Below are 19,351 nucleotides of genomic sequence, written 5' to 3' on the forward strand. Positions count from 1 at the left end.
CGTTATCCGCATCTGTCACGAGGCACGTCCACGATGAGCACGTCCACTTTGCAAGCCAGCGCCGCGCGGCCGTCCGCCGCGAAGGTCCATCGCATCATTCTCGCGGCGTCGATCGGCAACGCGCTCGAATGGTTCGACCTCGTCGTCTATGGTTTCTTCGCGGTGACCATCGCGAAGCTGTTCTTCCCGGCGCGCACCGAAGCGATCTCGCTGATGCTCACGCTCGGCACCTTCGGCATCTCGTACATGATCCGGCCGCTCGGCGGACTCGTGCTCGGTTCGCTCGCGGATCGCGCCGGACGCAAGGCGTCGCTGCTGCTGTCGATCGCGCTGATGATGATCGGCACCCTGACGATCGCCGTGATGCCGCCGTATGCGGCGATCGGCCTGTGGGCGCCCGCGGGCATCATGCTCTCGCGGCTCGTGCAAGGTTTTTCGGCGGGCGGAGAGTTCGGTGCGTCCACCGCGTTTCTGGTCGAACATGCGCCCGAGCGCCGCGGCTTCATGGGTAGCTGGCAGTTCGCGAGCCAGGGCATGGCGACGCTGCTCGCCTCCGGTTTCGGCGCGCTGCTGACGAGCCAGCTCACGAGCGCGCAACTCGAATCATGGGGATGGCGCGTGCCGTTTCTGTTCGGCCTCGCGATCGGTCCGGTCGGCTTCTACATCCGCCGCTATGTAGATGAAGGCGCGGAGTTCAATGCAGAGCCCAAAGCCCGCACGCCGCTGCGCGACCTGTTCGGCACGCAGAAGGTTCGCATGACGCTGGCGGTCGGCTCGCTGATCATTTCGACGGCGGCCAATTACATGATCCTGTACATGCCGACCTACGCGATCAAGCAGCTGCACCTGCCCGCCTCGACCGGCTTCGCGGCGACACTCGCCACCGGCGTGGTGCTCACGGTGCTGACGCCGTTCGCGGGCCATCTGTCCGATAGCCTCGGACGCATCCGCATCATGGCGACGGCCGCCGTGCTGATGCTGGTGACGGTGTATCCGGCCTTTATGTATATGAACGCGCATCCCTCGTTCGCGACGATGCTGCTCGCGTTGATCTGGATCGGCGTATTGAAGGCGACGTATTTCGGCGCGCTGCCCGCGTTGATGTCGGAGATTTTCCCGACGCAGACGCGTGCGACCGGGCTCGCGGTGAGCTACAACATCGGCGTGACAGTGTTCGGCGGCTTTGCGCCGTTCGTGATCACGTGGCTGATCGACGCAAGCGGCAACAAGCTCGCGCCTGGTTTCTATCTGATGTTCTGTGCGGTGGCGAGTTTGCTCGCGCTTTATGCTGTACGCGGGAAGCTGAAAATCCGCTGAGAGCGTACGTCGAGGTCAAGGCGGCGGCGTTGTGGAAGCGAAGCACACCACCGCCTTGCGAACGCCCCGGCCGCGAAGCCGGGGCACAGTCACGCATGATTCGAGCCGGACCCAAACCATGCGCTCAACGCTCGCGCATCAAGGCGCCGGATTCGGCTGCAACTCATGCAGCGCGTCGATTTCCGCCAGCACTTCCGGCGAGAGTTTCACCTCGGCGCTGGCGATGTTTTCCTTCAACTGATCGAGCGAGGTCGCGCCGATCAGATTGCTGGTCACGAACGGCTGGCTATTGACGAACGCGAGCGCGAATTGCGCGGGCGACAAACCGTGACGCTTCGCCAGCTCGACGTAGCGCGTGATCGCCTGCACCGCTTGCGGCTTGCTGTAGCGCTGAAAGCGCTCGAACAGCGAGATGCGGGCGCCGGCCGGACGCGCGCCGCCTTCATACTTGCCCGTCAGCCAGCCGAAGGCCAGCGGCGAATAAGCCAGCAAGCCGATGTGATCGCGATGCGCATACTCGGACAGACCCACTTCGTACGTGCGATTGACGAGGCTGTACGGATTCTGAATGCTGACGATGCGCGGCAAGCCGAGCTTTTCGGCCGCGCGCAGAAACTGCGCGACGCCCCACGGCGTTTCATTCGACACGCCAACGTGGCGCACCTTCCCCGCCTTGACGAATTCGGCGAGCACCGACAGCGTTTCTTCGATCGGCACCGTATAGGCGTCGTCGACCCACGGATACGCGGGGCGGCCGAACGTCATCGTGCTGCGATCCGGCCAGTGCAGCTGATACAGATCGACGTAATCCGTTTGCAGGCGCTTCAGGCTGTCGTCGAGCGCTTCGGTCAGATTCTTGCGGTCGAACTGGTTGCCTTTGCCACGAATATGGGTCGGGTTGTGCGGTTGACGCGCCGGGCCGGCGATCTTGGTGGCCAGCACGATTTTCTCGCGGGCGCTGCGATGCTGCGCGAGCCACGTGCCGATGAAGCGCTCCGTCGAACCCTGCGTCTCGGCATGCGGCGGCACGGGGTACATTTCAGCGGTGTCGATCAGATTGACGCCGTGATCGAGTGCGTAATCGATCTGCGCGTGCGCTTCCTGCTCCGTGTTCTGCTCGCCCCACGTCATGGTGCCGAGACCGATCAGGCTAACCTGCACATCGGAGTCGCCGAGTCTGCGGTATTCCATTGAACTTGTCCTGTTGATAGGTTGAACGAAAAGCGCATGACGTTACCATGCCCGCGCGATACCTGCAGGGCAGGCTAAAATGCGGTTCCAGCGGGCGCCGCCCGCTTTGCCGCGCAAAACGTGTCGCGGCGGTTTCCCAGCGCCGACCCTTCTGCAATGAATCCCGAACATCTCGAACTGCTGGTCACGCGCGTCATGCCTTACGGGAAATATAAAGGCCGCATCATTGCGGACCTGCCCGGTCATTATCTAAACTGGTTTGCTAGCCAAGGCTTTCCGCCGGGCGAAATCGGCCGGCTGCTGGCGTTAATGCACGAGATCGATCACAACGGTTTGAAGTCGCTGCTCGAGCCGTTGCGCAAGCGCTGATCGCCTCCCGGTGAAAGCCGCGTGAAGCGCCGTGAAGCATGACTGAAAGTTGCCCTGCAGGCATCGTGCAAGCAATGTAGGCCTGTACAAATTTATACAGTCTTTTGCTTGTACCTTGCCGGCTGAATGGACTTTAATCCACGTAGGTCTTCGCGCAAACTTCCATGATTCGCGCTATCGTCCGCCTGTCATCTTGCCTGTCTGTCCATGTCTGAATTCAGCTTGTCCGCGCTGCTCGAATTTATCGGCCACGACCTCTCGCCGGTACGGGCGGTCATCGCGTTCTTCCTGATCGGCTACCTCGTCGTCGGACTGCCTGTGCATTTCCGCCAGGGCGCCGCATCGCGCGACATCTGGGGCACCGCCGCCGGCGTCACGATGGCTGCCATCTATGCGGCGTTCATCATCGGCGTGTACCCGGCTTTGCATCATTCGGCCGGGTTGTTGCGGTAACGCGAAGCCGATTCGAAGCGCGCCTTGCATATGCGTGTGCGTGTGCCTACGGTCGATGCGCATCGCTTAAACGGGCGACACCTTCGGCAGCTGCCAGCCGTAGGTCACGGCGAGCACGCGCAAGATGAAGCACGCCGAGCCGCCCGCCAACGCCGCGGCGCCCGGTGGCAAGCCGGCGCGACGCGCCACCACCACGATGAACGCCCCCGCCAACGCAGCCGTCGCATAGATGTCGGCATGCAGGACGAGCGGCACGCGCGCCAGCAGCACGTCGCGAATCGCGCCGCCGCCCACACCCGTGACCGTACCCATCAACATCGCGATGAACGGACGGATGCCGAACAGCAGCGCTTTTTCCACGCCCGCCACGGCGAAGAGCGCGAGGCCCGCCGCATCGAGCACGGTGACGAGCGCGACGGGAAACTGCTGCGCCGTCGAGTGGAAAATGAAGGTGAGCAAACCGGTGACGAAGGTCAGCGCCGGATAGCGCCAGTCGCGGATCGCGTTCGGCGGCGAATCGCCGATCAGCAGATCGCGAATCACGCCGCCGCCGAGCGCCGCGACAAACGAAATCACCATCACGCCCAACAGGTCGAGACCGCTGCGTATCGCGCTGAGCGCACCCTCGAGCGCAAAGACCACCGTGCCCGCCAGGTCGGCCGCGAGCACCAGTGTTTCGACGTTCAGCCTGACTTTTCGTATCGGCAATGTCGGCATCGACGCTTCACCCCTTCTGTCCCCGAGAAAGCGAAACGGTATAGCGAAACGTCGTGGGCCGGGTGAGAAATCTGCGCATGGCTCGCCGGGTTTCAGGACGAAGCGCGCTAACGGCTCAGACGCCCCGTCGCGACCAGATGCGCGAGCAGGCGATCCACTGATTCGTCGACTGGCATCCGGTCGCTCTCGATCTCCACATCGGATGCGAGCGGCGCTTCGAAAGGCCCGGAAATGCCGGTGAAATACGGAATCTCGCCGCGCCGCGCGCGAGCGTAAAGCCCTTTGGCATCGCGGGCTTCGCAGACCTTGAGCGGGGCATTCACGAACACTTCGACGAAACCGTCACCGACAATTTCACGCGCCGAACGCCGATGCCGGTGCTCCGGCGAAATCACCGCGGCAATCACAACGTAGCCCTGCTGCATGAAGAGCGCCGCGACATGCGCGACCCGCCGCAAGTTCTCGGTGCGGTCCTCGGGCGTGAAGCCGAGGTCGGCGTTCAGTCCGCGCCGCAGCACATCGCCATCGAGCACGATCGCGGCATGCCCCGCTTTCCTCAGCCGCTGATGCAAGGCGTTGGCGAGCGTCGATTTGCCGGCGCCGGAAAGCCCCGTCATCCAGATCACGGCGCCGCGGGACGCGCTCATGAGCGACGCTCCGTGCCGCCGGCCGCGACCTCGTCAGCCTCGTGGTGACACGCCGGAGCGAGTTCCGGGCCCAAGCCGTCGAGCAATGGTTGCAGCAACGCGCGTTGCGGCTGCCAGCGTTGCAGCGACGTCTTGTACAGCGGACGGCGCACCTGCGCGGAGCTGGCCGTGTTCACCTGGCGAGTGGTCCGATAAAACGACAGACAGCGTTCGTCCCAGTCGAGCCCGCAATGCGCGAGCACGCGGCGCACATTGGCTTCGAAATCGCCGACCAGTTCTTCATACTTGACCTCGATCATCACACCTTCAGGGAGCACGCGTTGCCAGTGAGCCATCAAGGCGTCGTACGCGCGGTAGTAGCGGCCCAGTTCGCCGAGATCATAGCTGAACGGCACGTCGTGAAAGATCCGCGAAAAAATCGACAGGCAGGTTGGTAACGGCGCGCGGCGGCTGTGAATGAAGCGGGCGTTCGGCAACGCGAGATGGATCAGGCCGAGGTTGATGAAGTTGAACGGATATTTGTCGGTGAAGTGCGTGTAGTTCGCAGCCGGACTGCACTCGTTGTTTTGAGCGAAGTCCTGGAGTTCCGGCAACGCATTGCGCATGCGACGCAGATAGTCCGCGCCGAGCGTGCGCAACGGCGCGGCGCCGACGTCCCACAATGCTTCGATATCGATCCGCAACGGATCGCCGAGATCGCGGCGGATGCAATTCACCAGCGCCTCGCCGAATTCCGTGCGCTCGCCCGCGCCGAACACTTGAGGATGGCTCGCAAGAATCTGTTCGATCAAGGTCGAACCCGAGCGCGGCATGCCGACGATAAAAATCGGCGCCTGCGATGCGTCGCCGAGACCGCGCTTCGCCGCCAGCACGTCGGAGGTCATCAGCTCCGGCAGATGCGCGAACAGGCCGAGCGTTTCCGCTTCGTTGTACCGCACGCCGGCGCGGTGCAGCGCATTGCCCTTCAGGAAGTGATCGAACGATACGTCGTTGCGGCCCACGTCGGACAGCGCCTGGCCGTACGCGAAGTGAAGCTCCGCCTGATTGGCCGGCGTGAGCGACGCGGCGTCGTCGACGAGGCGCGCCATCGCGAGGAACACGGGATCGTCGGCGGCGAGGCGCTTGGACTGCACGAAGTTGCGATAGTACAGCGGCACTTGCGGCGCGGCTTCGATCGCGCGGCGATACGCTTCGTGCGCTTCGTCGAAACGGCCGAGCGCCTGCAGGCAGTTGCCCATGTTGTTGTGCGAGCCGTCGGCTTGAGGATTTACGCGCGTCGCCTCACGATAGGCTTCCACCGCCGGTTCGAGCCGATGCATCTGCTCAAGCGTCCAGCCGAGGCCGTGATGCGAATCCGTATCGCGCGGATCGAGCGCGATTGCTTCGTGGTAACGGACGACGGCTTCGGGAAAACGGTTCAGCGCGGCGAGCGTGGCCGCGAGGCGCTGCTGAACGAGTGCGTCCGAAGGATCGAGGGCGCGGGCAGTTTCGTAACGTTGGAGCGCGGCGTCGAGTTCACCGCGCGCGGCGCAGGCGTCGCCTTCGGCGCGCCATTCCGATGCGGTAGCCGGCTGCGGATCTTGCTTCATTGACGGCTGGATTTTTGCAGGCTTCGCATCGAGCGGTCCTGACAGTGAGCGAGTGCGATCTTTTCATCCAGCCCGGCAAGCGGCACGGTCGGGAGTCGAAGGTAATTGTCTGAAGGCAACTTAACAGGCGCGCCCTACAGTTGCGTTTCGAATATTTAACTAACTGTTACAGCACGACGCATGGGTAAGGCGTGGAGAGCTTGTCGCCCCGCCTTATTGCCATGGCTTTCGATCGCCATGCAAGTCTGAGCGCCGCGCCATGTCATGCGCAAACCGTAATTTGTGGACACAAATGCTGCTGAACTCCTGCGCGTGCGTTTTTTCTGAATCACATACGAAGGAGAAAATCGTGAGCAAGCTCATTGCATCAATGGCGCTGTTGGCAGTGACGGCCAGTCTGACCGGATGCGCGGTCGCACCGGGATATGACTACGGCTACGCGCAACCTTATTACCCTGATTACGGCTATGCCTACGGGCCGCCGTATGCGCCGGTTTATGGCAGCGTCGGCATCTATGGCGGCTGGGGTGGATCCTGCTGTTATCACGGCGGGTACTGGCATGGCGGCCATGGATGGCATGGCGGAAACGGATGGCACGGCGGCGGCGGTGGCTGGCATGGCGGTGGATACGGCGGATCTCACGGCGGCAGCAGCGCTAGCGGCGGGGGAAGTTCGTGGAGCAGCGGCGGTGGCGGCCACGGAGGACATGGGCATTGAAACCGCGAACCCAAAACAAAAACGGCGTTGTGATTTCTCACAACGCCGTTCGTAAAACTTTTACTGCCTGAATTCTTTGGGGTGGCTGATGGGGCTCGAACCCACGACAACAGGAATCACAATCCTGGACTCTACCAACTGAGCTACAGCCACCACTGACATCTGCTTGACTCGCCGTAAAACTTGGCTCGCCGATGAAGAAACGAGATTATACGAACAAGAATCCCGTTTGCCTAGTCCTTTATTCAAAAATTTCGATAGGCTCGCGCAGATGCTGTCTTGCCTCGTCGAAGATGGTCAGATCACGCGCGGCGAGCCGCTTGCTATCGGACAACACGCGACGCCATCCACGTGCACCCGCTTCGCCGCGATAGAGACCGAGCGCATGGCGCGTGATAGAGCCGAGATAAGTGCCGCGCGCCATTTCAGCGGCGCAATACTCGATCAGCTTCGCTTCGACCTGCTCGCGAGTCAGCGGCGTTTCCGTCGAACCATAGAAGCGCGCATCGACATCGGCCAGCAGATACGGGTTGTGATAAGCCTCACGCCCGAGCATCACACCGTCTACGTGTTGAAGATGCGTCTCCACTTCATCGAGCGTCTTGATGCCACCGTTGATGATGATCTCCAGATGCGGGAAGTCGCGCTTCAACTGATATGCATACTCATATTTGAGCGGCGGAATCTCGCGATTCTCCTTCGGACTCAAGCCCTTGAGAATCGCGTTGCGCGCATGCACCACGAATACATTGCAGCCGGCTTCCGCAATCGTGCCGACGAAATCGCGCACGAAACCATACTCTTCCACGGCATCCACGCCGATGCGGTGCTTCACGGTGACCGGCACCGACACCGCATCGCGCATGGCCTTCACGCAGTCGGCGACGAGTTGCGGCTCGTTCATCAGGCACGCACCGAATGCGCCGCGCTGCACGCGTTCGGATGGACAGCCGCAGTTCAGATTGATTTCGTCGTAGCCCCATTGCTCGCCGAGCTTCGCCGAGCGCGCGAGGTCGTCAGGTTCGCTGCCGCCCAGTTGCAAAGCGACCGGCGCTTCTTCGGGCGTGAACGCGAGATGGCGCGGCACGTCGCCATGCAGCAACGCGCCGGTCGTCACCATTTCCGTGTAAAGCCACGTATGGCGAGAGATCACGCGATGCAGGGAACGGCAATGACGATCGGTCCAGTCCATCATCGGTGCAACCGATACGCGGCGCGGACTGGGAGTGTGAGGTGAAGACATGGGGCGGCCAGACGGCTTGATTCAAAACACCGATTTTACCGCAAGGCGTGAAATCGCCGGCCCGGGCGGGCTACTGGCCACCTGCGCTTCGATTGTTTGACACCAAAACGCTGAGCTTCAGCGAGTCGCGCCCGAGACGTTCGTTCCGCCCTCATCCGTTTTAGCCTGCAGCAACCCAGTGTTGCGCATGGCCGATACCACGTCCTCGATGCGCGCGTCCTCGATCAGGCGTCGGCCGGCGCGCAGGCGTCGTGCGTTCGTCAAATCGATCGCGCGCTGCAAATCGGAAGTTTCAGCGGCGATATATACGGCCATCCCATAGCCATATTTATCGGCGAGCTTGTAGTCGAAGAAGTATTTCATGCTCCCGTTTTCGGCAGCCGCGCCGAAAACTTTACAGCGGGCTCACGAGAGCATGCGAAACGGTCGCCCCTCGCGGAACAGACCAGCCATCAGTGCTGCCCCGCGTTCAACAGCATCCATATCTGCTTCCGCGGCTCGCCGGCAAGGACGCGCGCGAACGCCGCTCGACAGCGCACGCACGTGTAGTGCTCCTCCGCTCGCTCGTCCTTCACTGCCTCGCGACTATTCAACGTCAGGTTGTCATGCGGGCGATGGGCGGCCGGCAAGCCAAAAAGCTCGAAGCAGTCGGCGCACGGTTGAATCCACAGGTCCATCGAAGTGCTCCCCAAGGCAACTAATCAGACTGAACGCCGATTCGCACCCCGCTGCCAATTGCGATTAACCCGCACCGCCACGCGGGTCTTTGACGGCCCAAAACGCTTGGCCCGCGGGGTCGGAACACCGCTGACGCTTGTCCCGCTTACCTTCAGCCGATTATTTCAGAATCAAGAACAGTAATTTCAGATTATCGGCACAAATTTTCAATAGTAGGGGTATACACTGCCTCCCATCGACGTTGCAGACACACCTCACCGGCCCCTGCGACGCCTTCCTGAATTGAAGTCGAAACGTTATCGGAGTCACACCATGAAGACCAAGCTCATCGCCGCCCTGCTGGTTGCTGTTTCTGCCTCGATCGCTGCTCCCGCCTTTGCTAGCGGCTACGGCCCGGCACCGTTCTACCGTCCGTCGGTCGGCGCACCGGCTTCGCAACAAGGCCAGAACGCACAAACCGTCGCAGCTGAACGCGCCAACGCTGAATCGAATGCCTACGGCGGCGTGAACAACGTGTCGTCGCAATCGGGCACCAAAGAGCCGGTTTCGGGCCCGCAATCGGTTTTCTTCGGCCACTAAGCAGTTGCCGTTGAACCGGCTGCCTCACGAGGGCAACCGGTAAACTGGGCGCCGCGCATGCAGTATCGATGCCGGCGTCCAGTTGCGTTTACGCGGCATTCAAGCCGCACCATTGCACGCCGCTCACTGCTCAGCGACTGATCGCCCGCCTAGTCGCCCTTCGGCGATTCGCAAAACCGGATCCGGTTGCCAAACGGATCGACCGTCTCCAGCACCCTTCCCCACGGCAACGTTTCAACACCCGGCTTTCCATATTTGTAGTCTTTGCGCTGAAGTTCGGCATGAAACGCGTCGATGTCCTGCATCGGCACGAAAATAGTCGAACCTGGCGTGGCGTCGCCATGATGCTCGCTCAAGTGCAGGATCAGATCGGAGCGCCGCACCTGCGCATAGAGCGGGAAATTCTCTTCGAACCGGTGTTCCCATTCGACAGTGAAGCCGAGAAAGTCCACGTAAAACTCCCGGGCTTTTTCCTCGGAAAAGATACGGATGATCGGGATGGCACGCGCGAGATGCACAGCGGTCTCCAGCTAGTCATGGCGGGACAGCCAGCTTAATCGAACGCGTTCGCAATTTCACCCAGGCGCGCAAGGAGCAGGCGGCCAGGTGGCTAGGCGGCCAGGCCGCCCGCGTCGATCACTGCGCGCGCCGCCCGGAAGCCCGCCTCGGCCGCGGCATGCTCCGTGCACCATAAGGTGTCGATGTGCACGAGCCGCCAGTCGAGCACAACCACGTCGCCCCGCAACACCCGAAAATGCGCTTTCACGCCTGTCAGCACCTGCTCGACGGCGACCTCGATGTCGTAGTCCTGATAGCGCTCCTGGTAGTCCCCCATGTCGAGGCCCTTCGGCTCCATGTGCGCCTCCGTGGTGTCGCCGTGAATGTGACGGCCAGACTCGTCCGGCGAGCAGGCTCGACGGCTCGCGGAACGATTCGGCCCGAGCGTCAGGCCGACCTTGCGCTGACGATCAATCGCAATCGCCAGACAGATATTGCCGGCCGTTGCAGGTGATTTCGACGTCGCCGCCGCTCGCTTCGGCAACCAGGCCGCCTGCCAGCAATTCGGCTGTAATGGACTGCGCCAGTTTCGGCGCCTCCTGTCCGACGCCGACGTCGTTCAGACGCCGCAAGGCTTCAACCGCTTCGGGACTCAATGACTTCGACATGGCCGTCTCCGTCTACATGCTCAATTCATCCTAGCAAGTTTCGGGGACGTATGCAGGCGCGCGTCGAGGCACGCGGGTTGCGTGGCGGGAGTCATCCCACCAGCGTGACAGCGGCGAAACCGCCAGGCGGCATCGCCAAGGAGGACGGACATGGAGCGAAGCAGATGGGCGGCGCTGACAGCGGGCGTCGCGCTGGCGGTAGCCGGCACGAGTGGCACGGTGGCATTCGCACAGACGGCGAAACCGGGAACCGCGCAACAAGCAGGGCAAACCGGACAAACGACGAAAAACCCGGCCCAGGCAGCGCCGCAAAACGACAGCTCGTCGATGGTCAAGCCGCCCGAGTCCGCCTCGGGCTCAGGCGGCTCGAGCAATCCCGACAACATGCCGATCAAGCGTCCGACCAAGCCGACCAACGACCGGATGACGCACGAGCCGCCCGCCAGCGGCGCGAACGCAAAATAGCGAGCCTCAGAGGCGCGCGATGGACACCTCCGTCGACTTCACCAGCGCGATCACTTCCGAGCCGACCGTCAGCTCGAGTTCGTCGATGGAGCGCGTGGTGATCACCGAGGTGACGATACCGAATGGCGTATCCACATCGACTTCGGACACCACCGGTCCGCGGATGATTTCCTTGACCTTGCCTTTGAACTGATTGCGTACGTTGATTGCGGAAATGCCCATATCGAGTGACTCCAGAAAAGCGATTTAGAAACAGTCAGTCAAGCAATGTCAAACGGCCCAGCGAACTTCCGTCGGCCGCCTGAGACGGCCTTCGTCACGTGCGTCGTATGCGCGGTGGGACAGCGCGTCGTCATTCGGCGCCGTCTTCAGTACGCGTTGCAACACATGTTCTTCGAGCGCGGCGAAACCGGCCGACGCGCGCGCCCGCGGACGCGCCAGCGGCACCGGCTGATCGAGCGCGATGCGCCCTTCTTCGATCAGCAGGATCCGGTCGCCGAGCGCCACGGCTTCATGTACGTCGTGCGTGACCAGCAGCGCGGTAAATTGATGCTCGCGCCACAACCGCTCGATCAGCGCGTGCATTTCGATGCGCGTCAGCGCATCGAGCGCGCCGAGCGGCTCATCGAGCAACAGCAATTGCGGCCGATGCACGAGCGCCCGCGCCAGCGCCACCCGCTGACGCTGACCGCCGGAAAGCTGCGCGGGCCAGTCGTTGGCGCGCTCGAGCAAGCCGACTTCGGCGAGTACGGCGCGGGCGTCCTCACGGGCGCTGCGGCCGAGGCCGAGCATCACGTTTTGCAGCACGCTCTTCCAGGGCAGCAGACGCGCGTCCTGAAACATGATGCGGGCGTCGAGCGGACCGCCGTCCTCGGTGCGCTTTTCGAGCACGCCCGAAGTGGTCTTTTCCAGACCGGCGACGAGCCGCAGCAAGGTCGATTTCCCGCAGCCGCTGCGGCCGACGATCGCCACGAAACTGCCGCGCTCGATCGACAGATTGAAATCGGACAGCACCTGGCGCTCGCCATAGCGTTTGCCGACGCCGCGCAATTCCACCGAATAATCCCCGGCACGGCGGGCGTCGTTGCGCGCGAGCGCGCCGGCCGACAGCGCCGTATCGACACGCGCCTGACGATGGTGCGCTGCATCGGCATATTCGCGGTCAGCGGCTTCATGCGCGTCATGATCGACGGTGCGCGCTTGCGCCAACTCGGCTTCGAGATCGCTGCCGGCAATGCCGCCGAACGACGCGGACAAGGTCGTTGCGCTCATGATTTCGCTCCTCGTTGATAGGCCGGATGCCAGCGCAGCGAGACGCGCTCGAGACTCTTGGCCAGCACGTCGGCGAGTTTGCCGAGCGCCGCGTAGAGCAGAATGCCGACCACCACCACATCGGTTTGCAGGAATTCGCGTGCGTTCATCGTCATGTAGCCGATACCCGATTGCGCGGAAATGGTTTCGGCGACGATCAGCGTGACCCACATCAGCCCGAACGCGAAGCGCACGCCGACCAGAATCGAGGGCAACGCGCCCGGCAGAATCACGTGCCGGTACAGCGCGAAACCCTTCACGCCATAACTGCGCGCCATTTCGATCAGGTTGGCGTCGACCGAACGAATGCCGTGAAAGGTGTTCACGTAGATCGGGAAAAACACGCCCAGCGCGACGAGAAACACCTTCGCCTGCTCCTCGATGCCGAACCACAGAATCACGAGCGGAATCATCGCCAGCGCCGGGATGTTGCGGATCATCTGCACGGTCGAGTCGAGCGCGATCTCGGCGGGCTTGAACAGACCCGTCGCGAGTCCAAGCACGAGGCCGATACCGCCGCCAATCGCGAAACCCGACACCGCGCGCCACGTGCTGACCTTCACGTCCGCCCACATTTCGCCGGACTGGATCAGCGACCACGCGGCCTTCACGACCGCGAGCGGTTCAGGGAGCACGCGCGTCGACAGCACGCCGCTCCTCGCGGCGAATTCCCAGGCCAGCAGAATCGCGAGCGGCGCGAGCCACGGCGCGAGATGCGCGCCGATCCGGCGCAACGCGTTCAAAGCCACACCGGCCTCGGCGCCTTCGTGCTGCCCGGCGCTCACAGTGGATTGAGCCATGCTTGCGTTCCTCATTGCTTATCGGTGGTGATGCCTGCTGCTCACAACACGCGAGGTCAGCTCGAACTCGCCGCCTTCGGCAGATAGTTGTTGCCGACGATCTCGCCGAACGGCCCCGACAGCGGTCCGTTCGACACCTTGTTCTGACGATTCGGCAGCAGCGGAAACACAAGCTCGGCGAAGCGATACGACTCTTCCAGATGCGGATAGCCCGACAGAATGAAGGTGTCGATGCCGAGCTCGGCGTACTCCTTCATGCGCGCCGCCACCTGCTCCGGGCTGCCGACCAGCGCCGTGCCCGCGCCGCCACGCACGAGGCCGACGCCCGCCCACAGATTCGGATAGACCTCGAGCTCCGCGCGGCCGCCGCGCTTGCCGCCGTGCAGCGCGGCCATGCGGCGCTGACCCTCCGAGTCCATCTTCGAAAACGAGGCCTGGGCGCGCGTGATGGTTTCGTCGTCGAGCTTGCTGATCAGCTTGTCGGCGGCGGCCCACGCTTCTTCTTCCGTCTCGCGCACGATCACGTGCAGACGAATCCCGAACTTGATCTGGCGGCCATGCGCCGCGGCGCGCGCGCGAATGTCGGCGATTTTCTTCGCCACCGCTGCGGGCGGCTCGCCCCACGTCAGATAGGTATCGATATGCTCGCCCGCCATGTCGTGCGCGGCCGGCGACGAACCACCGAACCACAGCGGCGGATGCGGGTTCTGCACGGGCGGATACAACGCCTTGCCGCCCTTCGAACTCAGATGCTTGCCTTCGAAATCGATCGCGTCGTTGGTGTGCGAGGCGGCCAGCAGCTTGCGCCAGATGTGCAGGAATTCGTCGGTGATTTCATAGCGCGTGTCGTGGTCGACGAACACGCCGTCGCCTTCCAGTTCGGCCGCGTCGCCGCCGGTCACGACATTGATCAGCAGACGCCCGTTCGACAGGCGGTCGAAGGTCGCCGCCATGCGCGCGGCCAATCCGGGCGACGAAATGCCAGGGCGGATCGCCACCAGAAACTTCAGGCGTTTGGTCGCGGCGATCAGGCTCGACGCGACGACCCATGCGTCCTCGCACGAGCGGCCCGTCGGCAGCAGCACGCCCTCGTAGCCGAGCGTATCGGCGGCGACGGCGATCTGCTGGAAATAGTCGTAATCGGCTGCGCGTGCGCCTTGGGACGTACCGAGATAGCGGCTGTCGCCGTGAGTCGGAATGAACCAGAACACATTCATTTGCTGCTCCTGCATGGTCGAAACTGGATTGAATGAATACGGTGCGTCGAGCGTTCGCGCACACGCCGGCCGCGCCCATCCATCCGGCACACAGCCGGACGGTGCATCGCAAAGAGGCGGAAAAATTCGGTAGCGGCGCCGGTTAGCGGCGACAGCGGACCCACCGGCGCGCGCGCGCCATGTGGCGGGTGAAGATCGGCATCAGGCAGGACATCGCGACGGCTTCCCTCGACCAAACGTGCGCGTCATGCGCTCGATTAAACGGCGACGGCGGCAAACACCGTCTGCATGGAGAAACAGTCTATGGATCGGGCTGCGGCTTTTGAACGATTTTTTTTAGCTTAGGTTTTCCACTTTCGTGATTAGCCCGACGCTAAAGCATACGGATGTTGCGCGTTGTGCACGCTGGAAAGGCACGGTCACTATATATAATGGCGCACGTTTCCAATAATCCCGGTACAGGCCATGCGAACCACGCCGCCTGTACCTTGGCGGTGCAATGCATGCAAAAACTCATCCTGCCGTTCGTCGCCGGTTTTCTGGCTTCCCTGTTCTTCCACGAATCGACGCTGGCGCTGCTGCATGCAGCCGGGATGATCGACCCGACCGGTTTTTCGACCGCGCCGTTTTTACCGCTCGGGCTGCCTGAGTTCATCGCCAATGCGATCTGGAGCGCGGTCTGGGCCGTGCTGATGGCGTGGCTCTTGCGCGTCGCGCCGCATCGGCGTGCGCCGTGGGTGCCGGCCTTCGTGTTCGGCGGCATTGCGTTGACAGCGGCGAGTGTGTTCGTGATCGATCCGCTGCGCGGCATCTGGCCGAGCGGCAACATGCTGCCGCGCCTCTCCGTGGGATTCGCGGCGAATGCGATGTGGGGCTGGGGCGCGCTGGTGTTCATGCGCGCGTTCATGGCGAGTGAAGACGAGGAATGAGCGGCTTGGCCGCTTGGCCGCAGGGTCAGTCGCAACGCTATGCCGCCGGCAAGGGCCGCATAGCATGCTGAACTTGGAATCGCTCGCGCCTTAACCGCGCAAATCCCGCAGCGGGTGTTCGTTCGCCGGCCACGGGCTCTCGAACATCTTCTCGACCTCGGCGGGGTTCACGTCTTCGATGCGCGCAAAGCGCCAGCGCGGCGCGTTGTCCTTGTCGATGATGCGCGCGCGAATGCCTTCGATCGTGTCACCGTGCAGAAAGCTCGAGCGCGTCAGATCGAGATCGCTACGCAGCACATCGGCCATCGAACCCTCGGCGCGCGTTACCACTTCCAGCGACACCGCCATCGACAGCGGCGAACGTTCGCGCAACACCGCAATCATCTGTTCGGCCCAATCGGCGGCGTCGCCGCCGCCGTTGCGCTCGCTTTCGAGCGACGCGAGAATCCGCGCGACATCCGGCAACGCGAAGTGACGATCGATCAACGCACGCGCGTTCGCCAGCGACGACGCCTCCGGTCGCGGCACGACCTGATGCGCGAGCGTCTCGCGTTCGACGCACGCCACCACATCCGCGCCGCGCTCGAACCGCTCGCCGCGCAAGGCGTCGACCAGCGCGGGCAACGCCGCGTCATCGATGTAGGTGTCGGCGAGACCGGCGTAGAGCGCGTCGGCCGCGCCGATCGTTTCGCCGGTTACGGCCAGATAGCGGCCGATCGCGCCCGGCGTGCGGGCCAGAAACCACCCCGCGCCGACATCGGGAAAGAGGCCGATGCGGGTTTCGGGCATCGCCATCTTGATCGAACCGGTAACGACGCGCAGACCGCCGGTGCGATGCGCGCCCTGCGAGATGCCCATGCCACCGCCCATCACGACGCCGTTCATCAACGCGATATACGGCTTCGGATAGGTAAAGATCGCGTGGTTGAGCCGGTATTCCTCGATGAAAAACGTGTCGCGCGCGTCATGCTCGCCGCGCTGCGCCGACTCGTAGAGAAAGCGGATGTCGCCTCCCGCGCAGAACGCGCGCGGGTGCTGGCTGCGCACCACGACGGCGAGCACGTCCGGCTCTTCGCGCCACTGGTCGAGCGCCGCGTGCATCGCGCGAATCATGCCGGTCGACAGCGCGTTGAGCGCCTTCGGCCTTTCCAGTTCGATGAAACCGATGCGGTTGGCTACGTAAGTCGCGACTTCGTCGCTGATGGCGGGCGAGGCGGAAATGGACATGGAGAGCTAAGCGCAACGGCGCAAAGTGAGGTGGAATTGAACGTTATCACGCACTCGTGGCTTTGCGCCTGGGAGCGGGCTCGCTGACACCGCTCGCCGCCTTCGCCGATTTTTTGGCTGCAGGCTGAGCGGCGGGCTCGTTGTCTGGTTCCGGCTCCGACTCCTCCGACGATTCGGTGCGCACATCAGGGGATTTTTTCTTGCGCGTGCCGGCGGTGGTCTTGGTGCTCTGCGGTTGCGTTGCGTGCGATGCGCCCAGCCAGGCGTCGAGCGCGACCTCCACCACCGTATCGAGTGACGCGCTCGGAAACACGGGACACGTGAGGTTCAGGGCAACGATGCCGTGCAGGTTCGCCCAGAACGCCTCGGCCCACACCGCCACATCCATCGACGCCGACAGACGCCCCGCTGCTTTGAGTTCTTCGAGCGCGGAAATCATGATGTGCAAGGCGGCCTCGCCGGGATCGTCCTCGGGCGCGGCCGCTTCGCCGCTTGCCTCGTCAGACGCCGTGATCCCGTTGCCGTCGCCCGCCACCGCCTTACCCTTCGCCGCGCCACCCAACGCCGCGCCGGTGTAGCTCGGATCTTCCATGAAGATGAGCCGGTACGTTTCCGGATGCGCGACGCCGAATGCCACATAAGCCCGCCCGAGCGCCTTGAGCCGCTCGGCAGGATCGGCGATGCCCGCGAGCGGCACGAACGTCTCCAGCAGTTGCGCGTAGCCCTCCGCGCACAACGCTTGCGCGATCTCATCGCGGCTTGCGAAGTGCAGATACAGCGTGGCCGGTGAATATTCGATGGCGTCGGCGATTTTGCGCATGGACAGCGCGGCAAAGCCTTCGCGCATCACGATACGCCGCGCGGCATCGAGGATGCGTTCGCGCAGTGCCTGTTTCTGGCGGTTCTTTCGTTCGGCGATTCCCATGACGAGCATTTTCGGGTTGACAAACTGAAAAGTCAAATTAAACTGAACACTGTTCACTGAACGGTGTTCATTAAATTTTCGAACATCAGTCGCAACTCATGCGGACGCGATGCGGCGCCGCTTCAAGGAGTCGTCATGCAAGTCACAGGCAAGGTGGGTTTATTCGGCGCCGCGGGCGCGGCCGGTCAGATCATCGCGGCGGCGCTCGGCGCGGCGGGCCGCGACTATCGGGTAGTCGGCCGCTCGCGCCAGTCGCTCGAGGCCGCGTTCGGCCACGATCCCCACGCGGAGATCGTCACGTGGAATCCGGACGACCCGGCTTCGATCCGCGCGGCGTCGCAAGGTCTGCAGACGGTGATCTATCTGGTCGGCGTGCCCTACGATCAGTTCGCCGCGCATCCGCCGCTCATGGAGAGAACGCTTGCCGGCGTGACCGCGGCGGGCGTCGAGCGCTTCATTCTGATCGGCACGGTGTATCCGTACGGCCACGCCCGCGACAATCCGATCCGCGAAAACCATCCGCGTGAGCCGCATACGTTCAAGGGCCAAATGCGGCTCGCGCAGGAAAATCTGGTGCTGGCGGCGCATGGGAGGGACGGTCTCTCGACCCTCGTGCTGCGCCTGCCCGACTTCTACGGTCCGGGTATCGAACGCAGTCTGCTGAACGGCGTGTTCGAAGCCGCGGCTAACGGCAAACGCGCGCAGGTGATCGGCCCCGTGGATGTGCCACATGAATTCATCTATCTGCCGGATATCGGACCGGTGGTCGAACTGCTCACCCGCACGCCCGAGGCGTATGGACGATGGTGGCACCTCGCCGGCACGGGCACCATCACGCAGCGCGAAGTGGCGCGGCAAGCCTACGCGCTGGCGGGCCGCCAACCGAAGCTGATGGTGGCGGGCAAAACCCTGCTGCGCATCCTCGGCCTGTTCAATCCGTTGATGCGGGAACTGGTGGAGATGAATTACCTGATGACCGAACCGGTCGTGCTCGACGACTCGGCGTTGACCGAACTGATCGGCCCGATCGCCAGGACGTCTTATGAAGAAGGCATCCGCCATGCGTTCGATGCCGCGCGTGAGTCGGCATCGGCAAATGCAGGAGCGAACAGAAGCGCCGCGAGCGCGGCTTGAATGAGAATACGAGCACGGTCCGGGTACGGCGGTGGTGTGGCAGCGCCACTACCCCGCTACGTTGCCCGGCGGAAAGTGGCCACTCTTGAGCAGCACGGGCGTGCCGTTGCTGATCTGCAAGTGCTCGCGCGCGACCGCTTCGATGCGCGGACGTCCGGCGTCGAACGCCCGCATCCAGCCTTCCAGGTCCTCGGAGTAGGCGCCGAAGTGATCTTCGAGCGCTTCCACCGAGATCGCGCACGGCACCGGCTCGCCGTCCACCAGTGCGGGAAAGACAACGGTCAGATTCGAGTCGCGGTAAGCGGGCGCGTCCGCGGGAAACCGAATTTCCATGGTCGCCTCATCAGAAAGATCCGGCAGGGAACCGGCGCCGGCGAGAACTGGCCGGCCCCGGACAACGTCGATATGGTACTCGCGCGGCCGGACCGCGGTCCAGCCTGCCGCAGCGCTTTCGTCAGCGGTTTTGTCGATGCTCGCAGTCACGCTTTGCTCCGCCTTACGCACTGCCATCAAGCGCCTCCCAACAAGCGGTCGACGTAATCGCGCGCCGCCTGCTCGACGAAGACGAGCGCCTCCTCTTCGCTGCCGAAGCGCTGCCCGTCGCCGAGTTCAAGCAAGGTTTCCATTCGGTGAGGATCGTCCGGACCGTGTTCAGCCAGGCTCACCGAGCCGACGT

Annotated in this window: 25 protein-coding genes and 1 tRNA gene; 8 read left to right on the plus strand and 18 right to left on the minus strand. The window is 63.3% G+C overall.

Annotated elements, in window-relative coordinates:
* Nucleotides 1-33: 33 nt before the first annotated feature.
* Nucleotides 34-1,317, plus strand: coding sequence for an MFS transporter (locus tag P0D80_RS27945; protein WP_408288194.1), 1,284 nt, complete (start codon nt 34-36; stop codon nt 1,315-1,317).
* A 138-nt stretch (nt 1,318-1,455) separates the two neighbouring features.
* Here P0D80_RS27945 and P0D80_RS27950 read toward each other — a convergent pair whose 3' ends face one another.
* The gene (locus tag P0D80_RS27950) at nt 1,456-2,508 is read right to left on the minus strand and encodes an NADP(H)-dependent aldo-keto reductase (protein WP_408288198.1); all 1,053 of its coding nucleotides are present in this window, start codon (nt 2,506-2,508) and stop codon (nt 1,456-1,458) included.
* 156 nt (nt 2,509-2,664) lie between these two features.
* On the opposite strand from P0D80_RS27950, the gene P0D80_RS27955 reads away from it, so the two are divergent.
* Together P0D80_RS27955 and P0D80_RS27960 are read left to right on the plus strand one after the other, a co-directional pair.
* Nucleotides 2,665-2,877, plus strand: a complete 213-nt coding sequence (locus P0D80_RS27955; RefSeq protein ID WP_132376917.1) for a DUF3820 family protein — start codon at nt 2,665-2,667, stop codon at nt 2,875-2,877.
* 207 nt (nt 2,878-3,084) lie between these two features.
* Nucleotides 3,085-3,330, plus strand: coding sequence for a hypothetical protein (locus P0D80_RS27960; protein ID WP_132374854.1), 246 nt, complete (start codon nt 3,085-3,087; stop codon nt 3,328-3,330).
* A 66-nt stretch (nt 3,331-3,396) separates the two neighbouring features.
* Here P0D80_RS27960 and P0D80_RS27965 read toward each other — a convergent pair whose 3' ends face one another.
* The 3 genes from P0D80_RS27965 to P0D80_RS27975 form a co-directional block, all read right to left on the minus strand.
* Nucleotides 3,397-4,047, minus strand: a complete 651-nt coding sequence (locus P0D80_RS27965) for a trimeric intracellular cation channel family protein (RefSeq protein ID WP_408288201.1) — start codon at nt 4,045-4,047, stop codon at nt 3,397-3,399.
* 107 nt (nt 4,048-4,154) lie between these two features.
* Entirely contained in the window at nt 4,155-4,694 is a 540-nt protein-coding gene (gene cysC, locus P0D80_RS27970) for an adenylyl-sulfate kinase (protein ID WP_408288204.1), read from the minus strand.
* Complete coding sequence (locus tag P0D80_RS27975) at nt 4,691-6,283, minus strand: tetratricopeptide repeat-containing sulfotransferase family protein (RefSeq protein ID WP_408288207.1); 1,593 nt, start codon at nt 6,281-6,283, stop codon at nt 4,691-4,693. The genes cysC and P0D80_RS27975 overlap by 4 nt, the downstream gene beginning before the upstream one ends.
* A 349-nt stretch (nt 6,284-6,632) precedes the next feature.
* Between P0D80_RS27975 and P0D80_RS27980 the strand changes: the two genes are divergently transcribed.
* Entirely contained in the window at nt 6,633-7,001 is a 369-nt protein-coding gene (locus P0D80_RS27980) for a hypothetical protein (RefSeq protein ID WP_408175627.1), read from the plus strand.
* A gap of 77 nt (nt 7,002-7,078) precedes the next feature.
* Here the strand turns inward: P0D80_RS27980 and P0D80_RS27985 are convergent.
* The 4 genes from P0D80_RS27985 to P0D80_RS28000 form a co-directional block, all read right to left on the minus strand.
* A tRNA-His gene (locus tag P0D80_RS27985) sits at nt 7,079-7,154 on the minus strand.
* An 88-nt stretch (nt 7,155-7,242) separates the two neighbouring features.
* Entirely contained in the window at nt 7,243-8,244 is a 1,002-nt protein-coding gene (dusA, locus tag P0D80_RS27990; protein WP_408288211.1) for a tRNA dihydrouridine(20/20a) synthase DusA, read from the minus strand.
* 117 nt (nt 8,245-8,361) lie between these two features.
* A complete protein-coding gene (locus P0D80_RS27995; RefSeq protein WP_132374860.1) occupies nt 8,362-8,607 on the minus strand; it encodes a hypothetical protein in 246 nt (81 codons plus the stop codon).
* 89 nt (nt 8,608-8,696) lie between these two features.
* Nucleotides 8,697-8,921 carry a hypothetical protein gene (locus P0D80_RS28000; RefSeq protein ID WP_408288215.1) on the minus strand — a complete coding sequence of 75 codons (225 nt, stop codon included), beginning with the start codon at nt 8,919-8,921 and terminating at the stop codon, nt 8,697-8,699.
* 313 nt (nt 8,922-9,234) lie between these two features.
* Between P0D80_RS28000 and P0D80_RS28005 the strand changes: the two genes are divergently transcribed.
* The gene (locus P0D80_RS28005; protein ID WP_408175630.1) at nt 9,235-9,501 is read left to right on the plus strand and encodes a hypothetical protein; all 267 of its coding nucleotides are present in this window, start codon (nt 9,235-9,237) and stop codon (nt 9,499-9,501) included.
* 149 nt (nt 9,502-9,650) lie between these two features.
* Here the strand turns inward: P0D80_RS28005 and P0D80_RS28010 are convergent, their stop codons facing one another.
* The 3 genes from P0D80_RS28010 to P0D80_RS28020 all read right to left on the minus strand — a co-directional run bounded on the left by P0D80_RS28010 (nt 9,651) and on the right by P0D80_RS28020 (nt 10,667).
* The gene (locus tag P0D80_RS28010) at nt 9,651-10,019 is read right to left on the minus strand and encodes a glyoxalase superfamily protein (RefSeq protein WP_408175631.1); all 369 of its coding nucleotides are present in this window, start codon (nt 10,017-10,019) and stop codon (nt 9,651-9,653) included.
* A gap of 92 nt (nt 10,020-10,111) precedes the next feature.
* On the minus strand, nt 10,112-10,357 hold the full coding sequence (locus tag P0D80_RS28015) for a DUF6566 family protein (protein ID WP_408175633.1): 246 nt from the start codon (nt 10,355-10,357) through the stop codon (nt 10,112-10,114).
* Nucleotides 10,358-10,469: 112 nt separating this feature from the next.
* Nucleotides 10,470-10,667 (minus strand): hypothetical protein, encoded by a 198-nt coding sequence (locus P0D80_RS28020; protein WP_132374864.1) that lies wholly within the window; start codon nt 10,665-10,667, stop codon nt 10,470-10,472.
* Between the two features lie 150 nt (nt 10,668-10,817).
* Between P0D80_RS28020 and P0D80_RS28025 the strand changes: the two genes are divergently transcribed.
* Nucleotides 10,818-11,132, plus strand: a complete 315-nt coding sequence (locus P0D80_RS28025) for a hypothetical protein (protein WP_408288220.1) — start codon at nt 10,818-10,820, stop codon at nt 11,130-11,132.
* A gap of 6 nt (nt 11,133-11,138) precedes the next feature.
* Here P0D80_RS28025 and P0D80_RS28030 read toward each other — a convergent pair whose 3' ends face one another.
* From P0D80_RS28030 to ssuD, 4 genes are read right to left on the minus strand one after another with little or no spacing between them, the layout of a single operon-like run.
* On the minus strand, nt 11,139-11,354 hold the full coding sequence (locus P0D80_RS28030) for a TOBE domain-containing protein (protein ID WP_012432764.1): 216 nt from the start codon (nt 11,352-11,354) through the stop codon (nt 11,139-11,141).
* A gap of 48 nt (nt 11,355-11,402) precedes the next feature.
* The gene (locus P0D80_RS28035; RefSeq protein ID WP_408288223.1) at nt 11,403-12,404 is read right to left on the minus strand and encodes an ATP-binding cassette domain-containing protein; all 1,002 of its coding nucleotides are present in this window, start codon (nt 12,402-12,404) and stop codon (nt 11,403-11,405) included.
* Complete coding sequence (gene ssuC, locus P0D80_RS28040) at nt 12,401-13,243, minus strand: aliphatic sulfonate ABC transporter permease SsuC (protein ID WP_408288226.1); 843 nt, start codon at nt 13,241-13,243, stop codon at nt 12,401-12,403. The genes P0D80_RS28035 and ssuC overlap by 4 nt, the downstream gene beginning before the upstream one ends.
* Nucleotides 13,244-13,299: 56 nt before the next feature.
* Nucleotides 13,300-14,460, minus strand: coding sequence for an FMNH2-dependent alkanesulfonate monooxygenase (gene ssuD / locus P0D80_RS28045; RefSeq protein WP_408175637.1), 1,161 nt, complete (start codon nt 14,458-14,460; stop codon nt 13,300-13,302).
* Nucleotides 14,461-14,963: 503 nt separating this feature from the next.
* Between ssuD and P0D80_RS28050 the strand changes: the two genes are divergently transcribed.
* Nucleotides 14,964-15,389, plus strand: a complete 426-nt coding sequence (locus P0D80_RS28050) for a hypothetical protein (RefSeq protein ID WP_408288230.1) — start codon at nt 14,964-14,966, stop codon at nt 15,387-15,389.
* A gap of 90 nt (nt 15,390-15,479) precedes the next feature.
* On the opposite strand, the gene P0D80_RS28055 is transcribed toward P0D80_RS28050, so the two are convergent.
* Both P0D80_RS28055 and P0D80_RS28060 read right to left on the minus strand, forming a co-directional pair.
* Nucleotides 15,480-16,616, minus strand: coding sequence for an enoyl-CoA hydratase/isomerase family protein (locus P0D80_RS28055; protein ID WP_408288233.1), 1,137 nt, complete (start codon nt 16,614-16,616; stop codon nt 15,480-15,482).
* Between the two features lie 46 nt (nt 16,617-16,662).
* Nucleotides 16,663-17,541, minus strand: a complete 879-nt coding sequence (locus P0D80_RS28060; RefSeq protein ID WP_408288236.1) for a TetR/AcrR family transcriptional regulator — start codon at nt 17,539-17,541, stop codon at nt 16,663-16,665.
* Between the two features lie 135 nt (nt 17,542-17,676).
* Here P0D80_RS28060 and P0D80_RS28065 point away from each other — a divergent pair, with 135 nt between their 5' ends.
* On the plus strand, nt 17,677-18,675 hold the full coding sequence (locus tag P0D80_RS28065; protein WP_408288239.1) for an NAD-dependent epimerase/dehydratase family protein: 999 nt from the start codon (nt 17,677-17,679) through the stop codon (nt 18,673-18,675).
* A 48-nt stretch (nt 18,676-18,723) separates the two neighbouring features.
* Here P0D80_RS28065 and P0D80_RS28070 read toward each other — a convergent pair whose 3' ends face one another.
* The gene (locus P0D80_RS28070; RefSeq protein ID WP_408288242.1) at nt 18,724-19,185 is read right to left on the minus strand and encodes a DUF1488 family protein; all 462 of its coding nucleotides are present in this window, start codon (nt 19,183-19,185) and stop codon (nt 18,724-18,726) included.
* Nucleotides 19,186-19,351: the final 166 nt, after the last annotated feature.

The organism is Paraburkholderia sp. RL17-373-BIF-A (assembly GCF_046030175.1).
Lineage (GTDB): Bacteria > Pseudomonadota > Gammaproteobacteria > Burkholderiales > Burkholderiaceae > Paraburkholderia.

Bases quoted from the DNA above. Each gene is read 5' to 3' on its own strand.
- ssuD (WP_408175637.1), bottom strand. From the start codon at position 14,460: ATGAATGTGTTCTGGTTCATTCCGACTCACGGCGACAGCCGCTATCTC.
- dusA (WP_408288211.1), bottom strand. From the start codon at position 8,244: ATGTCTTCACCTCACACTCCCAGTCCGCGCCGCGTATCGGTTGCACCG.
- P0D80_RS27965 (WP_408288201.1), bottom strand. From the start codon at position 4,047: ATGCCGACATTGCCGATACGAAAAGTCAGGCTGAACGTCGAAACACTG.
- P0D80_RS28015 (WP_408175633.1), bottom strand. From the start codon at position 10,357: ATGGAGCCGAAGGGCCTCGACATGGGGGACTACCAGGAGCGCTATCAG.
- P0D80_RS27995 (WP_132374860.1), bottom strand. From the start codon at position 8,607: ATGAAATACTTCTTCGACTACAAGCTCGCCGATAAATATGGCTATGGG.
- P0D80_RS27960 (WP_132374854.1), top strand. From the start codon at position 3,085: ATGTCTGAATTCAGCTTGTCCGCGCTGCTCGAATTTATCGGCCACGAC.
- P0D80_RS28025 (WP_408288220.1), top strand. From the start codon at position 10,818: ATGGAGCGAAGCAGATGGGCGGCGCTGACAGCGGGCGTCGCGCTGGCG.
- ssuC (WP_408288226.1), bottom strand. From the start codon at position 13,243: ATGGCTCAATCCACTGTGAGCGCCGGGCAGCACGAAGGCGCCGAGGCC.
- cysC (WP_408288204.1), bottom strand. From the start codon at position 4,694: ATGAGCGCGTCCCGCGGCGCCGTGATCTGGATGACGGGGCTTTCCGGC.
- P0D80_RS28035 (WP_408288223.1), bottom strand. From the start codon at position 12,404: ATGAGCGCAACGACCTTGTCCGCGTCGTTCGGCGGCATTGCCGGCAGC.
- P0D80_RS28060 (WP_408288236.1), bottom strand. From the start codon at position 17,541: ATGGGAATCGCCGAACGAAAGAACCGCCAGAAACAGGCACTGCGCGAA.
- P0D80_RS28065 (WP_408288239.1), top strand. From the start codon at position 17,677: ATGCAAGTCACAGGCAAGGTGGGTTTATTCGGCGCCGCGGGCGCGGCC.
- P0D80_RS28070 (WP_408288242.1), bottom strand. From the start codon at position 19,185: ATGGCAGTGCGTAAGGCGGAGCAAAGCGTGACTGCGAGCATCGACAAA.
- P0D80_RS28020 (WP_132374864.1), bottom strand. From the start codon at position 10,667: ATGTCGAAGTCATTGAGTCCCGAAGCGGTTGAAGCCTTGCGGCGTCTG.
- P0D80_RS28050 (WP_408288230.1), top strand. From the start codon at position 14,964: ATGCAAAAACTCATCCTGCCGTTCGTCGCCGGTTTTCTGGCTTCCCTG.
- P0D80_RS27950 (WP_408288198.1), bottom strand. From the start codon at position 2,508: ATGGAATACCGCAGACTCGGCGACTCCGATGTGCAGGTTAGCCTGATC.
- P0D80_RS28030 (WP_012432764.1), bottom strand. From the start codon at position 11,354: ATGGGCATTTCCGCAATCAACGTACGCAATCAGTTCAAAGGCAAGGTC.
- P0D80_RS27945 (WP_408288194.1), top strand. From the start codon at position 34: ATGAGCACGTCCACTTTGCAAGCCAGCGCCGCGCGGCCGTCCGCCGCG.
- P0D80_RS27975 (WP_408288207.1), bottom strand. From the start codon at position 6,283: ATGAAGCAAGATCCGCAGCCGGCTACCGCATCGGAATGGCGCGCCGAA.
- P0D80_RS28005 (WP_408175630.1), top strand. From the start codon at position 9,235: ATGAAGACCAAGCTCATCGCCGCCCTGCTGGTTGCTGTTTCTGCCTCG.
- P0D80_RS27955 (WP_132376917.1), top strand. From the start codon at position 2,665: ATGAATCCCGAACATCTCGAACTGCTGGTCACGCGCGTCATGCCTTAC.
- P0D80_RS28055 (WP_408288233.1), bottom strand. From the start codon at position 16,616: ATGTCCATTTCCGCCTCGCCCGCCATCAGCGACGAAGTCGCGACTTAC.
- P0D80_RS28000 (WP_408288215.1), bottom strand. From the start codon at position 8,921: ATGGACCTGTGGATTCAACCGTGCGCCGACTGCTTCGAGCTTTTTGGC.